The following is a 13,768-nucleotide window of genomic DNA, read 5'->3' on the forward strand; positions in this document are numbered from 1 at the left end:
GGCATAGCGTGGGCACGTGGACCGCAGCCCCCTCTTCCTCGCCGCGCTGGCCAGCGCCGCGGTGCCCGGTCTCGACCCCGCCAGTGTCGAGGCACTACCGGGTCAGCCCGACCACCAGTACGACGTCGCGTTCGTCCAGGACACCCAGCACCGGCGCTGGGTGATCCGCGCCCCCCGCAGCCAGGCAGCCGCCGCCCAGATGGAGTCCACGTTCTCGCTGCTCGCGCTGCTCGCCCGGCGACTGCCGTTCTCGGTGCCGACGCCGAAGGGCTTCGTGGCCCTCAAGGAGGGTGGCCGCGCCGCCATCTACCCGTACCTGCCGGGGCAGAACATCGACTTCGCGCAGATGCCCGCTGGTCCCGGTCTGGCCGCCGAGCTGGGCCGCGCGATCGCCGCCCTGCACAACGCCGACCACGGGCTGTTCGACGAGGCAGGCCTGCCGGCCTACGACGCCGACACCTACCGCACCCGCCGGCTCGGTGAGCTGGACCGCGCGGCAGCGACGGGCCATGTTCCGACAGGCCTGCTGTCGCGGTGGGAGAAGCTGCTCGAGGACGTCGCGCTGTGGCGGTTCGCGCCGACGCCGACCCACGGCGACCTCACCGGCGACCAGGTGCTGGCGGTGTTCGACGACGACCAGGACTCCGCGACGGGTCGGGTCAAGGCCATCACGGGCTGGGAGGACGCCAAGGTCGCCGACCCAGCCGACGACTTCTCCGCGCTGGTCACCGAGGCGAGCCCTGAAGCCCTCGAGACGCTGATGGAGGCCTATGCCCATGCCCGCAGCGAACGCCCCGACTCGCACCTGCTGACCCGGGCCCGGCTGTCGGCCGAGATGCGGACGTTGTCCGAGCTGCTGGGGGCGGTCGCGACGGGTGACCAGGTGCAGGCTGAGCGCCGCGCGGTGGCCCTGCGCCGCCTCGACGAGCGGGTCCACGCCGAGCAGGAGGCCGCCAGCGACTACCGCCGGGCACGCCTCGCCCCCGCGCGCCGGGGTGGGCCGGTCCTCGTGCCGCCCTCCGTCGTCGACGATGACGACGACGGCGAGTCGGAGGTCGACGAGGATGTCGAGCTCATGTTCGGCCGGACGGCCGACGCGCGACGCGAGGAGCCGGACGACGGGGACGACGTCCACGAGGCAGACCACGACGACCACAACGACCACGACCACAACGACCACGAGGACGCGGGTCAGGCCGAACCCGACGAAGGACGAGCCTCCGCGACGGAGGACACGACCGAGGTCGACGTCTCGTCGCTGCGCGAACCCGAGCCCGAACCCGAGCTGATCGACGGCGACGACCCGGGGCCGGAGTTCGAGCCGGGCGCCTTCCCGGGGGCCCGCGAGCGGACCTGACCCGCAGTCCTCAGTCGGGCACCGCGGCCAGCAGCTGCGACAGGGCGTCGTCGTCCGGCAGCTCCGGCCAGACCGTCTCGCCCGAACCCGCGTAGTAGAACGCCGCGTCGACCTCGTCGAGCTCCAGGCCGCGCAACCGGGCGAAGGCGACGCGGTAGGCAGCCAGCTGGAGCGCCCGGGTGCGGGCCACCTCGCCGGTTGGCTTGGAGCCCGTCTTCCAGTCGACGATGCTGAAGCCACCCCCCGACCTGGGGAAGACGGCGTCGATCCGGCCGCGCACGGCGATCCCGTCGATGACCGTCTCGACCGCGATCTCGATCTCGGCCGGCACGCGGTGCGCCCACTCGCTGGCCAGGAAGTGAGCCTTCATGGCGGGCAGCTCGGCGTCGTCGCCCGGGTCGTCGTCGGCGCTGCCGGGGAGGTCCAGGATGTCGACCATGGCGGCCTGGGCGTAGTGCTGCTCCACCCAGGCGTGGAAGGCCGTGCCGCGCCGTGCGGCCAGCGCGGGGGCCTCGGGCATGGGGCGGCGCAGGGCGGTGGCGAACCGAACCGGGTCCTGCGCCAGCGACACCACCGCGGACGCCGAGAGGTGGCGCGGCATGAGGACCGTGACGTCACCGCGCTCTGCCAGCCGGCGCCGCTCCTCGAGCAGCAGGTCGAGCTCCTCCAGCACGGTGGGGCCATCGCCCGGCAGCGGAAACATCCCCTGCTCGGCCACGGCAGGCGGGGCGTCCGCCCCTGCGGAGCGCCCGGCGACGGCAGCGCGGACCGCCTCGGCTCCTGCGGCCAGCGCAGCCCGGCGGTGGGCCAGCGGGTCGGCAGGCCACACGACGCTGACGGTCGAGGCCGCCGTCGGGTTGACGGCCTCGGCCGGCACCGCGGGGTCGGGGAGGTCGGCCCACTCGAGCCGGGTGACCGGCCGCTGCGGGTCGGCTTCGACGACCTCCAGCAGGAAGCGTGAGGTCACCTTGGGCGTCTTGCCGTCGGTCCACACGGGTGCAGTGAGCAGCATGTCGGACCGCCCCCGGGTGAACGCGACATAGGCGAGACGTCGCTCCTCGTCGACCCCGTGCTCGCCCCCGGCCCGCAGGAAGGCCTCGACCCTGGTCTCCATGTCCTTCCAGTCGCGGGCACCCTGCCAGTCGAGGAGGGGCAGCCCGTCACGGTCCCCTCGCAAGGCGTACGGGATGCCGCCGTCGGAGAGACCACCGATCCAGCCACGCTGCTTGGGCTCGGACATCGTCCAGGCCGAGCCGTCGGAACGGCTCGCCGCAGAGGCGAGCGCCGGGAACGAGCCCTCGACCAGCCCGGGGACGGCCACCGCATCCCACTCCAGTCCCTTGGCGGCGTGGATCGTCAGGACCTGCACCGCGTCGGTCGACGCCTCGATGTAGCCCTTGTCGAGCCCGCGCTCTTCCTTCAGGGCGGCCGCCAACCAGGCCAGGAAGCCGCCGAGGTTGGGTCGGTCGGCACTGACCGTGAAGGTCGCGGCCACGTCGGCGAACGCGTCGAGGTGCGCCCGGGCGGCCGCCGGGGTGTATCCCTCGCGGGCCAGCACCTCGATGTCGAGCCCGAGGGCACGCTCGGCCTCGCCAACCAGGTCGGCCAGGGGGAGCGCCGACAACGCCCGCAGCCTGCGGATGGCCTGCTGGAGACCCTGGAGCCGGGCCAGCCCCACGTCGCTGACCTGCTTGCCGTCCCAGCTGCTCCACCCCGATCGAGGTGGGTCGTCGACGGCCTCGACGATGCTGACCCGGTCGGAGCTGTCCGGGGACTGGTCGCGCACGGGCCGCTGCGCAGCTCCCGCGGTGCCGACGGAGCCCGCGACCGCTCCCTCCGCATCGTCGTCGTCCTGCGGCGCCGCCCGGTGGTCGACGCCCAGACGCAGGTCCTGCTGGTGGCGCGCCCAGGCCATCAGCCCGTCGAGGTCGGCGGCCCCGAGCCGGCACAACGGCCCCGTGAGCAGCCGCATGAGCTGGTCGCCGCGACCAGGGTCGTGCACGACGTGGAGAAGAGCGGTGATGTCCTCGACCTCGGGCGTGAGCAGCAGCCCACCGAGTCCGACCACCTCGTAGGGCACCCCCTTGGTTTCGAGGGCGTCGATGAGAGGCGCGACCTGGGACCGCTTGCGGCAGAGCACGGCAGCCGACCTCGCGCCCGCTGCCCTCCGCTCGGCCAACCAGTCGGCGACCAGCGCCGCCTCCTCGCCGGCCGTCTCGACCCTCGCCGCCACCACCCGGCCGGGACCGGCGCCCTCGCGCGCGACGAGCTCGTCGACCGGCACCGTCGAGCGCTCGCGCAGGGGCTGGGCCACGGCGTTGGCGACGTCGAGCACCGCCGCGTCGTTGCGCCAGCTGGTCGCCAGGGGCAGCACGGGCGCGAGGCCCTCCGGGCCACCGAAGGCACGGCGGAACTCGCTGAGCGTGGTGGCGCTGGCCCCACGCCAGCCGTAGATCGACTGGTGCGGGTCGCCCACGGCGGTGACGGGAGAGGGCTCACCCGGCGCGGCGAACAGCGACTGGAGCAGCTGCAGCTGGGCCGCCGAGGTGTCCTGGAACTCGTCGAGCAGCACTGCCCCGAACCGCTCGCGCTCGATCCTGCCGATGTCGTCGAACCCGATCGCCAGCTTGGCGGCGAGCGCCATCTGGTCGGCGAAGTCCATGGCGTCGCGGGTGCGCTTGAGCGTGAGGTAGCGCTCCACCATCGGCAGCACGCCTGCGCGGGCAAGGAGCTGCTCGCGCATCTTCTTGACCTCACCGGGCAGGTCCTTGCCGCGGGCCCCGTCGTGCGGGGGCAGGGCCGCGAGCGAGGCCAGGACCCGGTCGAGGTATGCCGCGACGTCGCCCACGTCGACGAGGTGCTCGGCCATCTCCCCGGCCAGGTCGACGACGGCCGCGGTGACCGTGGACTCGGCGAAGCGGACCTCGTCCATCGGGCCGTCGTAGGCGGCCACGACCTCGGACGCGTACTGCCACGCCGCCGCCTCCGAGAGCAGCCGCGACTCGGACTCGTAACCCAGCCGCAGCGCGTGCTCGCGGACCAGCCGGCCGGCATACGAGTGATAGGTGGACACCGTGGGGGTGCCCCCGAGGACCTCGGCACCGGTCTCGGCGTCGTCGGTGCGCGGGTGCCAGACGTCGCGCTGCTGGAGCAGGCGGAGCCGGGCGCCGATGCGTTCGGACAGCTCGGTGGCGGCCTTGCGGGTGAAGGTCAGGCCGAGGACCTGGTCGGGCTCGACGAAGCCGTTGGCGACCAGCCAGACGACCCGGCCGGTCATCGTCTCGGTCTTGCCGGACCCCGCCCCGGCGACGACGAGCAGCGGCGACATCGGCGCCTCGATCACCCTGACCTGCTGCTCGGTCGGCGCAGGCTGGCCGAGTGCGGCGGCGATCTCGGTGGCGGACAGCAGGGAGGCAGCCATCACAGCACCCGCCCCTCGGGCTGGGCCGGGCACGAGGCCCGCACCTGGCAGAGCTTGCACCAGTCACCGACCGTCGCCTTGAACGTCGAGCCGGACATCCCCTCGGCAGTGCGGGTGACCAGCTCGGCGGCCCACTGCGGCTCCGGGTCGTCGCCCAGCGGGCCCTGGGTCTGCAACGTCGTCTTGACGAGCGCGGCCTTGCCGACCTGGAGCAGGGCGGCTCCGGCCGAGCGGCTGCCCAGCTCGCCGAAGGCGCCGCGCTCGACCCCCAGCTGGTAGGCACCCAGCTGGGGGTGACGGGACAGCTCCTCGGCCCGGGGCTTGCTGCTGCCGGTCTTGTAGTCGACCACCCTCAGGCCGGCGCCGTCCGGCGTGCCCTCGATCCGGTCGACCTTGCCGCTGAGCACGACCCGGCCCAGGGCGACCCTCATGTCGACCTCGGCGCCGAGCCGCACCCAGCCGCCTGCCCGCGCCTCGTCGAAGTAGGTCGCGAGCCGCCGGACCATGCCGTGCGCCTCGTGGCGCTTGCGGTCCGACACCCAACCGGCCGGCATACCGAGGCGGCCCCACCGGGCATCCACCTCGGCGATGAGGGTGTCGGCGTCGACGTCGCCGAGCTCTGCGGCGATGTCGTGCACCAGCGTGCCGATGTCGGCGGCGCCGACCGACGGGCCGTCGCCGCCCACCGAGCCGAGCAGCCAGCGCAGGCCGCAGTTGTCGAACGACTCGACCTTGCTCGGCGAGACCCGGACCTCCTGGTCGGGCTCGCGCAGGGGTCGCTCGGTGGAGATCTCGCGCAGCACCCACCACTGCGCCGGGTCGGCGCCGGGGACTCCCTCGTGGGTCAGCCTGGCCAGGGCTGCCACGGCCGTGCGCCTGACCGTCGCGTCGCGGGAGACCAGGTGGCGTCGCAGCTCGCCCACCAGGGTGGGCAACGTCATGGTGCGCGCCACCTCGGCGAACGGCCGATCCCCTTGCACCGCAATGGTTTCGGGGTCGACGACGTCAAGGTAGACCGAAGGTTGCTCGTCGTCGGAGCGCACCGCCGTCACGACCACCCGGTCGCTCGCGCGGGTGAGGGCGACGAGGAAGGACCGGGTCTCGTCGTAGCGGACCGCCGCCTGGGCCGCACGGAACGTGCCGGCGCGGCCGGACACGACGTCGACCAGGTGCTCGGAGCCGAGCAGCGAGCCGCGCAGGCGCAGGTCGGGCCAGACACCCTCCTGGACGCCGGCGACGACGACGAGCTGCCACTGCCGGCCCGCGGCGGCCTGCGGCGTCGTGACCGTCACCGACTCGCCGACGGGAGAGCGCGCGACGAGGGTGTCGCCCGGGATGTCCTGGCTGCCGATGTGCGTGATGAACTCCTCGGGGCCGGCCTGCGGCAGCCGGTCGACGAACTTCGCCGCGGCGTCGAACAGGCCGACCACGGCATCGAGGTCCCGGTCGGCGCGAGCCGCACCGGGACCTCCGGCGAGGGCCGTGGCCTGCCACTCGCCGCCGAGACCGGTCGCCGCCCACATCGCCCACAGCACCGACTCGGCGCTGACACCGGCCTCCCACCGCCAGACGGGGCCGGAGGGGGTCTGCTCGACCTCCCCGCGGGCCGCCTCGACCCCGGCGGCGATGGTCGCGGCGACACGTCGAGCGGGCCGCCCCTCGGGCCCGACCTCGACCAGCGCCCCCGGGGCGAGGAGCGCCTCGGCGAGCAGCTCGTCACTGGTGCGCCCCCCACCGCCCTCGAGCTCGAGCCGGCGCAGCGCACGCCTGAGCCGGCGCAGCCCGACCGCGTCGGCGCCACCGATCGGGGACAGCAGGGTGTCGACGGCCACCTGCGCGGGCAGCGGCTCGTCGGCGCCGCGCACGCGGTCGAKGACCACCTCGAGCAGGGCCAGGAGCGGACGCACCGCGACCTCGTCGCGGACCGGCAGGTCGGTCGAGGAACCGGCCACCGGGACCCCTGCGGCCATCAGCACCCGACGCAACGTGGCGGTGCGCCCCTGGCCCCGGACGATCACGGCCATCTCGGACCAGGGGATGCCGAACCGCAGGTGYGACTCGCGCAGCTCGGCCGCCACGTGGCTCGCCTCCTGGCTGACCGCACGCAGCAGCCGCACGTCGACCCGGCCGCCGGCTCGACCTGCGGCGGCCCCACGCTGGACGCCACCCGCGAGCGCGCCGATCTTGGGTGCCACCCTCGCCGCCGCGTCGACGACCGCCTGCGGCAGCCGGTATGCCGTGGGCAGGACGAGCGTGCGCGGCTCACCGGTCGAGGGGTCGACCGGACGGCGGCCGCCGGCCGGCGTGCCCAGGGCGGCCCAGCCGTCGCTCAGGTGACGAGGGTCGGCGCCACGGAAGGTCTGCACCGCGCTGTCGGGGTCGCCGAGCAGGATGAGGTCGTGCCCGGGCGCCGCGATGGTCCGCAGCAGCCGCGCGGCAGCCGACGTGAGCTCCTGGGCGTCGTCGACGACGACCAGCCGCAGGCCGTCGACCAGCCGTGCCCGGGCAGACGGGTCCTCCTCGAGCAGGTCGGCAGCCGCGCCGAGGATCCACGCCGGGTCGTAGGCACCGGGCGCCGACAGCGCCGTGACCTCGTCGTACTCGGCCAGCACCTCGGCCGCGGCGACCCACTCGGGGCGGTCGTGCTCCCGGCCCAGGCGCGCGAGGTCGGGTGGCTCCAGGTGGTGCTCCACCGCGCGCATCAGCAGGTCGCGCAGCTCACCGCGGAATCCCCGGGTGCCCAGGGCGAGGTGCACCCGCTCCGGCCATGTGGGGCCAGTGCCCTCGGCGACGTGCCCGGCCAGCAGCTCGCGCAGGATGACGTCCTGCTCGGGACCGCTGAGCAGTCGCGGCGTGGGGTCGCCGCGCAGCGCCGCGGCCTGGCGCAGGATGCCGAAGCCCAGGGCCTGGTGGGTGCGCGCGAGGGGCTCGGTGGAGGTGCCCCCCAGCCGGGCCGTCACGCGCTCGCGCAGGCTGCCGGCCGCGACGCGCGAGGAGGTGAGGATGAGGCACTGGTCCGGCGTGGCCTCGCCGGACTCGACCCGGGCGACGACCGCCTCGATCGCCGTGGTGGTCTTGCCGGTGCCCGGGCCGCCCAGCACGCGCAGCACTCCACCGCGGTGGGCGAGCGCGGCCTGCTGGACCTCGTCCAGGGGCGGCGCGTCGGCCACCACGCTCGGGGCGCGGCGGAGCTTCAGCACCCGCCCATCCCACCATCACGGGCCGACAGCGCGTGGGACGCCTGCCTCCCCACGCCGCAGCGGCCCGGCTGCGCGGCCGCGACGGCGCCGGCCCTCGGGCCAGCGCGGTCACAGCCGCTCGGGTCACGCTGGTGTCGGCGGCACCGGCGCCTTCGCATCGGTCCAGCGGGCCCGGGTGAGGTCCACCCGTCGTCCGTCGAGCTGCCCGCGGACCAGTGGCGTGCCCTCCTCGCGGTAGTGCGCGAGCGCCTCGTCCTCGAGGCCCTGCGGAAACAGCCCACCAGCCCGCAGGACCCGCCACCACGGCACGTCCGAGCCGTACCTCGCCATCACCGTCCCCACCCCACGGGGACCCCCGCGGCCGAGGAGCTCGGCGATGTCGCCATACGTCATGACCATCCCCTCGGGGATCTGGTCCACGACCTCGAGCACGTCGTCGGCGAACTCGCTGGGCGGCCCGAAACCAGCCCCCTGCGTCACCACCGGCACACCACGATCACGCGACCATCAGTAGGTGGGGAGGCTCGGGTCGACGTCGCGGACCCACGCGAGCACGCCCCCGGTCAGGTTGCTGACGTCCCCGCGACCCGAGGCAGCCAGCAGGCCAGCCGCCTCGGCAGAACGCACCCCGGACTTGCAAAGCAGGATGACGGGGGTGTCCTCCGGCAGCTCGGACTGCGCTGTGCCGGAACGGAACTCGTCGAGGTGGATCGCGCGCGACCCGGGGATCGAGACGACCTCCCGCTCCCCCGGCTCCCGGACGTCGACGAGCTCGAACGCCCGCTCGCCCCGGGACCGGGCGTCGAGCAGCTGGGCGAGCTCCGTCGCCGAGACGTCGCCGAAGCCGGGCACGGCGCCCTCGTGCGACTGCGCGTCGGGGACCGGGGCACCCGGCATACCGCAGAACTCGTCGTAGTCGACCAGGGACGTGATGGTCGGGGACTCCCCGCACACCGGGCAGTCCGGGTTGGCCCGCACGGTCAGGGTGTCCCAGGTCTGACGCAGCGAGTCGTGCACGAGCAGGCGGCCGACCAGCGGCTCACCCTGACCGACGATGAGCTTGACCGCCTCGCCCACCTGGACCGACCCGATCGACGCGCACAGCACGCCGAGCACTCCCCCGGTCGCGCAGGAGGGCACCGCGTCCGGTGGTGGCGGGTCGGGGAACACGCAGCGGTAGCAGGGGCCGTACCCGGCGAACCAGACCGACACCTGGCCGTCGAACCGGTAGATCGAGCCCCAGACGTGCGGCAGCCCGAGCAGCACGCAGGCGTCGTTGACGAGGTAGCGGGTGGCGAAGTTGTCGGCCCCGTCGAGGACGACGTCATAGTCCGACAGCACCTCGAGGGCGTTGTCGGAGGTCAGCCGCAGGTCGTGGCGCACCACGGTCACCAGGGGGTTGATCGCGGCCACCGTCTCGGCCGCCGACTCGGTCTTGAGCCGGCCGACGTCGGCGACCCCATGCACGACCTGGCGCTGGAGGTTCGAGGCGTCGACCACGTCGTCGTCGACGACCCCGATCGTGCCGACCCCCGCGGCAGCGAGGTACATCAGCGCCGGCGAGCCCAGCCCACCCGCGCCGACCACGAGGACCCGGGCGCCCGCGAGCCGCCGCTGGCCCTCGATGCCGATCTGCGGGAGCAGGATGTGGCGGGCGTAGCGGGACTTCTGCTCGGTGCTCAGCTCGGGGCCCGGTGCGACAAGGGGCGGGATCGCCATGTGACGCACGTTACCCGTGCGTACCATGTCCCCGACACCGCAGTCAGCAGACGATCAGGACGAAAGAGGCCGCATGTCGCTCACCTCCGCCCAGGAGCGCTCGGACAGGGCCCGGCAGCCCGGACAGCGCCTGCCGCGCTCGGCCCGTCGCGCGCAGCTGCTCGAGGCCGCCCAGGCCGCCTTCGTCGAATCCGGCTACCACGCCGCGGCGATGGACGACATCGCCGAGCGGGCCGGCGTCTCCAAGCCGGTCCTCTACCAGCACTTCCCCGGCAAGCTCGAGCTCTACCTCGCACTGCTCGACAAGCACAGCGAGGGTCTCGAGCAGCTGGTCCGCGAGGCACTCGACTCGACGACGGACAACAAGGAGCGCGTCTACGCGACGATCGCGGCCTACTTCGACTTCGTCGCGCGCGACGGTGCCGCGTTCCGCCTCATCTTCGAGTCCGACCTCACCAACGAGTCGGCTGTCCGCAACCGGCTCGACGCCGTCGGCCTGGTGTGCGCCGAAGCGATCGCCGAGGTGATCGCCGAGGACACCGGGCTGGGCGACGAGGACGCCTCCCTGCTGGGCATGGCCCTGTCCGGGCTGGCCCAGGTCAGTGCCCGCCACTGGCTCGCCCAGGGCTCCGACGTGCCCAAGGACGTGGCCGCCCGGCTCGTCGGGTCACTCGCGTGGCGGGGCCTCGGCTCGTTCCCGAAGGTGGGCGGGGAAGGTTCCTGACCAGCCCCTCGTTAGGTTGGTGTGCAAGACCAGCCCGCGTGCCCGTATGCCGCGTGCTCACCTCTGAGAAGAAAGGCCCCATCGTGGAGGTCAAGATCGGCGTGCAGAACGTCGCCCGCGAGATCACCTTCGAGACCGACTCGAGCTCCGACGAGGTCGTCGCTGCCGTGAACGCCGCGCTGGAGCAGGGCACGACGCTCACGCTCACCGGCGACAAGGGCCGCAAGCTCGTCGTCCCGGCCGGGGTGCTCGGCTACGTCCAGCTGGGCGAGTCCGAGAAGCGCGGGGTCGGGTTCGGCAACATCTGAGAGCGGGATCGCAGGCGGCTGACCTGCGGTTCCGTGCCCCTACCGTAATGTCCACCCGCGGCGCGTCGCCGTGCGTTTGGACCACCGGGGGTGTGGGGTATGACCACTCGGGAACGAGGCACCCATCGTGCCCACGACAGAATCGAGACAGTTCATGGAGATCATCGGACTCATCATCGCCGGTGCGATCATCGGCGCCTTGGCCAAGCTGGTCATGCCCGGCCGGCAGGCGGGCGGGATCATCGTGACGATCATCCTCGGCATCCTCGGCGTCCTCGTCGGCTACTACCTGGCGGCAGCGCTCGGGGTTGAGGAGACAAACGGAATCGACTGGCTGCGCTGGATCATCAGCATCATCGTCGCGGGCGTCTTCATCGCGATCTACGGTGCCGTGACCGGACGCAGGAAGACCGCGCCCTGACAAGCCCCGCAGGCTGGCGAGCTTGAAAGGACCCGAGGCCACCGGCCTCGGGTCCTTTGCGCTCACGCGGACGCGTGGACCCGTTGGCCGCCAGCCAGAAGACGCGCGACGCTCAGGCGGCGAGGCCGAGGCGGCCCATCCGCCGGGTGTGCTCGTCGGTGAGGCGGGCGAACATCCGGCCGAGCTCGGCGAGGTCGGCGCTGGGGCGGTTCGACCCCCCGACGCCGCCGACGAGCAGTGACGCCATCGCGTCGCGCTCGACGGCGACCTGCTGCGCCTGCGACAGGGCCTCGCCCACGAGGCGGCGACCCCACAGCGCCAGCCGCCCGGCGATGCGCGGGTCCTCCTTGATGGCGTCCCGCACGACCTTGACGACGAAGTCCGCCTGGCCGACGTCCTCCATCGCCGAGTGCACGAGCGCCTGCGTCGAGGGGTCCACGTACGCCGCGATCTCGCGGTAGAAGTCGGTGGCGATGCCGTCGCCGACATACGCCTTGACCAGTCCCTCGAGCCAGCTGCTGGGGCGGGTGCGCTCGTGGAAGGCATCGATCGGGGCGATGAAGGGGGCCATGGCCTTCTCCGGGTCCAGACCCAGCTCGTGCAGTCGCGCGACAAGGATCTCGTAGTGCCGGAACTCGGCGACGGCGAGGGCTGCGACGGACGCCTTGAGCGGCTGGGTCGGCGACAGCTCGGAGTCGCCGGCGAGCCGCGTGAAGGCGGTCAGCTCGCCGTACGCGAGCGCGCCGAGGAGGTCGGCGACGGCGTCGCGGTACTGCGGATCGTCCAGCCACTCGTCCTGCGTCATGCCTCGCAGCCTATAAGCGCGCCCCGCCCGGTGCGGGTTCGACCGGCGTGCGCGGGGCGCCCTGATGTGCCAGGGACGGTCGCGCAATGCGGGCGGGGCGCTCGCGCAATGCGAGGTTGGAGGGGTCGCCCGGCTAGAGTGGAGGGGTACAAGGTGCCCGGTCGGCACGAATCAGCTCGCGGATGACAGTCTGCGCACCCCCCACGAAGAACTCCGATCGGCCCGCTGCGCGAGGTCCCCGAGTGGTGACCTCCCGATCGAGAGAACTTCATGACTGACTCCACCGTGACCTCTGACGTGTCCGCCGACGTGGCCGACACCGACACCGCCGACACCCAAGCCACCACCACCGCGCCGAGCCCGTCGTTCGCGGACTTCGACGTCCACCCCGACATCGTCGCCTCGCTCGCCGACCACGGCATCACCACGCCGTTCCCGATCCAGGCGATGACCCTGCCGGTCGCGCTCTCCGGGCACGACATCATCGGCCAGGCCAAGACCGGCACGGGCAAGACGCTGGGCTTCGGCGTCCCGATGCTCAACCGCACCGTCGCCCGCGGCGACGCGGCCTGGGAGGGCTTCGCCCACGCCGGCAAGCCGCAGGCCCTCGCCGTGGCGCCCACGCGTGAGCTCGCCGTGCAGGTCGCCAGCGACCTCGAGCGGGCCGGCAAGCGGCGCGGCATCCGCGTCCTCACCGTCTACGGTGGTCGCGCCTACGAGCCCCAGATCGAGGCCCTGAAGTCCGGCGTCGAGATCGTCGTCGGCACCCCCGGTCGCCTCATCGACCTGGCCAAGCAGGGTCACCTCGACCTCTCGCACACCAAGTCCGTGGTGCTCGACGAGGCCGACGAGATGCTCGACCTCGGCTTCCTCCCCGACGTCGAGAAGCTGCTCGCCATGACGTCACCCGCCCGGCAGACCATGCTCTTCTCGGCCACGATGCCCGGTGCCGTCGTGGCGCTGGCGCGTCGCTACATGCGCCAGCCCACGCACATCCGGGCCATGGGCGACGACCAGGAGAACGCCCACACCGTCAAGGCCGTGGAGCAGTTCGTCTACCGCGCGCACGCCATGGACAAGGTCGAGATGCTGGCCCGCATGCTGCAGGCCGAGGGCCGTGGCCTGACCATCATCTTCAGCCGCACCAAGCGCACCGCCGCCAAGGTCGCCGACGAGCTCACCGACCGCGGTTTCGCCGCCGCCGCGATCCACGGCGACCTCGGGCAGGGCGCCCGCGAGCAGGCGCTGCGGGCGTTCCGCAACGGCAAGGTCGACATCCTCGTCGCCACCGACGTGGCCGCGCGCGGCATCGACGTCGACAACGTCACCCACGTCATTAACTACCAGTGCCCCGAGGACGAGAAGACCTACCTGCACCGCATCGGGCGCACCGCCCGCGCGGGCAACACCGGTATCGCCGTCACCTTCGTCGACTGGGACGACCTGCCGCGCTGGGGCCTGATCAACAAGACCCTCGACCTCGGCATCCCCGAGCCCGAGGAGACCTACTCCTCGTCGGACCACTTCTACGAGCAGCTCGACATCCCGCGGACGGCCAAGGGCCGCCTGCCCAGGTCGGCCCAGAAGCTCGCCGGCCTCGACGCGGAGGTCCTCGAGGACCTCGGCGAGACGGGCAAGTCCGGTGGCCGCCGGCCGCAGGGCGGTGGCGCGAGCGGTCGCGGCTCGCGTGACGCTGGACGTGGTTCCCGAGACGGCGGTCGCGGGTCGCGTGACGGTGGCCGTGGCGGCGAGGGCCGTGTCTCGGCGCCCCGCAGCGACGCCGGCGACGCCCTCCGCGCCGAGGGTGACGCGC

The 13,768-nt window shown here is 73.3% G+C and carries 10 protein-coding genes; 5 read left to right on the plus strand and 5 right to left on the minus strand.

Features of this window, described 5'->3' with window-relative positions; genetic code table 11:
• Window positions 1-16 precede the first annotated feature (16 nt).
• Complete coding sequence (locus AC1DV7_RS09575; RefSeq protein WP_477596885.1) at window positions 17-1,357, plus strand: phosphotransferase; 1,341 nt, start codon at window positions 17-19, stop codon at window positions 1,355-1,357.
• Window positions 1,358-1,367: 10 nt separating this feature from the next.
• Here the strand turns inward: AC1DV7_RS09575 and AC1DV7_RS09580 are convergent, their stop codons facing one another.
• The 4 genes from AC1DV7_RS09580 to moeB all read right to left on the minus strand — a co-directional run bounded on the left by AC1DV7_RS09580 (window position 1,368) and on the right by moeB (window position 9,697).
• The gene (locus AC1DV7_RS09580) at window positions 1,368-4,778 is read right to left on the minus strand and encodes an ATP-dependent helicase (protein WP_477596886.1); all 3,411 of its coding nucleotides are present in this window, start codon (window positions 4,776-4,778) and stop codon (window positions 1,368-1,370) included.
• On the minus strand, window positions 4,778-7,978 hold the full coding sequence (locus AC1DV7_RS09585; protein WP_477596887.1) for an ATP-dependent helicase: 3,201 nt from the start codon (window positions 7,976-7,978) through the stop codon (window positions 4,778-4,780). The genes AC1DV7_RS09580 and AC1DV7_RS09585 overlap by 1 nt, the downstream gene beginning before the upstream one ends.
• A gap of 123 nt (window positions 7,979-8,101) precedes the next feature.
• The gene (locus AC1DV7_RS09590; RefSeq protein WP_477596888.1) at window positions 8,102-8,458 is read right to left on the minus strand and encodes an MGMT family protein; all 357 of its coding nucleotides are present in this window, start codon (window positions 8,456-8,458) and stop codon (window positions 8,102-8,104) included.
• Between the two features lie 27 nt (window positions 8,459-8,485).
• Window positions 8,486-9,697 carry a molybdopterin-synthase adenylyltransferase MoeB gene (gene moeB / locus AC1DV7_RS09595; RefSeq protein ID WP_477596889.1) on the minus strand — a complete coding sequence of 404 codons (1,212 nt, stop codon included), beginning with the start codon at window positions 9,695-9,697 and terminating at the stop codon, window positions 8,486-8,488.
• A 73-nt stretch (window positions 9,698-9,770) separates the two neighbouring features.
• Here moeB and AC1DV7_RS09600 point away from each other — a divergent pair, with 73 nt between their 5' ends.
• The 3 genes from AC1DV7_RS09600 (at window position 9,771) to AC1DV7_RS09610 (ending at window position 11,150) form a co-directional block, all read left to right on the plus strand.
• Window positions 9,771-10,421, plus strand: a complete 651-nt coding sequence (locus tag AC1DV7_RS09600) for a TetR/AcrR family transcriptional regulator (RefSeq protein WP_477596890.1) — start codon at window positions 9,771-9,773, stop codon at window positions 10,419-10,421.
• An 83-nt stretch (window positions 10,422-10,504) separates the two neighbouring features.
• Window positions 10,505-10,729 (plus strand): DUF3107 domain-containing protein, encoded by a 225-nt coding sequence (locus AC1DV7_RS09605; protein ID WP_477596891.1) that lies wholly within the window; start codon window positions 10,505-10,507, stop codon window positions 10,727-10,729.
• A 154-nt stretch (window positions 10,730-10,883) separates the two neighbouring features.
• Window positions 10,884-11,150, plus strand: a complete 267-nt coding sequence (locus AC1DV7_RS09610) for a GlsB/YeaQ/YmgE family stress response membrane protein (RefSeq protein WP_477596892.1) — start codon at window positions 10,884-10,886, stop codon at window positions 11,148-11,150.
• 112 nt (window positions 11,151-11,262) lie between these two features.
• Here AC1DV7_RS09610 and AC1DV7_RS09615 read toward each other — a convergent pair whose 3' ends face one another.
• The gene (locus AC1DV7_RS09615; RefSeq protein ID WP_477596893.1) at window positions 11,263-11,955 is read right to left on the minus strand and encodes a ferritin-like fold-containing protein; all 693 of its coding nucleotides are present in this window, start codon (window positions 11,953-11,955) and stop codon (window positions 11,263-11,265) included.
• A 270-nt stretch (window positions 11,956-12,225) separates the two neighbouring features.
• On the opposite strand from AC1DV7_RS09615, the gene AC1DV7_RS09620 reads away from it, so the two are divergent.
• Window positions 12,226-13,768: DEAD/DEAH box helicase (locus tag AC1DV7_RS09620; RefSeq protein ID WP_477596894.1), on the plus strand; the 1,543-nt coding region annotated here is incomplete at its 3' end.

Source organism: Pedococcus sp. P2_E4, from assembly GCF_056403935.1.

Coding starts and splice junctions, on each gene's coding strand:
- AC1DV7_RS09615 (WP_477596893.1), bottom strand. CDS start 11,955: ATGACGCAGGACGAGTGGCTGGACGATCCGCAGTACCGCGACGCCGTC.
- AC1DV7_RS09610 (WP_477596892.1), top strand. CDS start 10,884: ATGGAGATCATCGGACTCATCATCGCCGGTGCGATCATCGGCGCCTTG.
- moeB (WP_477596889.1), bottom strand. CDS start 9,697: ATGGCGATCCCGCCCCTTGTCGCACCGGGCCCCGAGCTGAGCACCGAG.
- AC1DV7_RS09580 (WP_477596886.1), bottom strand. CDS start 4,778: ATGGCTGCCTCCCTGCTGTCCGCCACCGAGATCGCCGCCGCACTCGGC.
- AC1DV7_RS09600 (WP_477596890.1), top strand. CDS start 9,771: ATGTCGCTCACCTCCGCCCAGGAGCGCTCGGACAGGGCCCGGCAGCCC.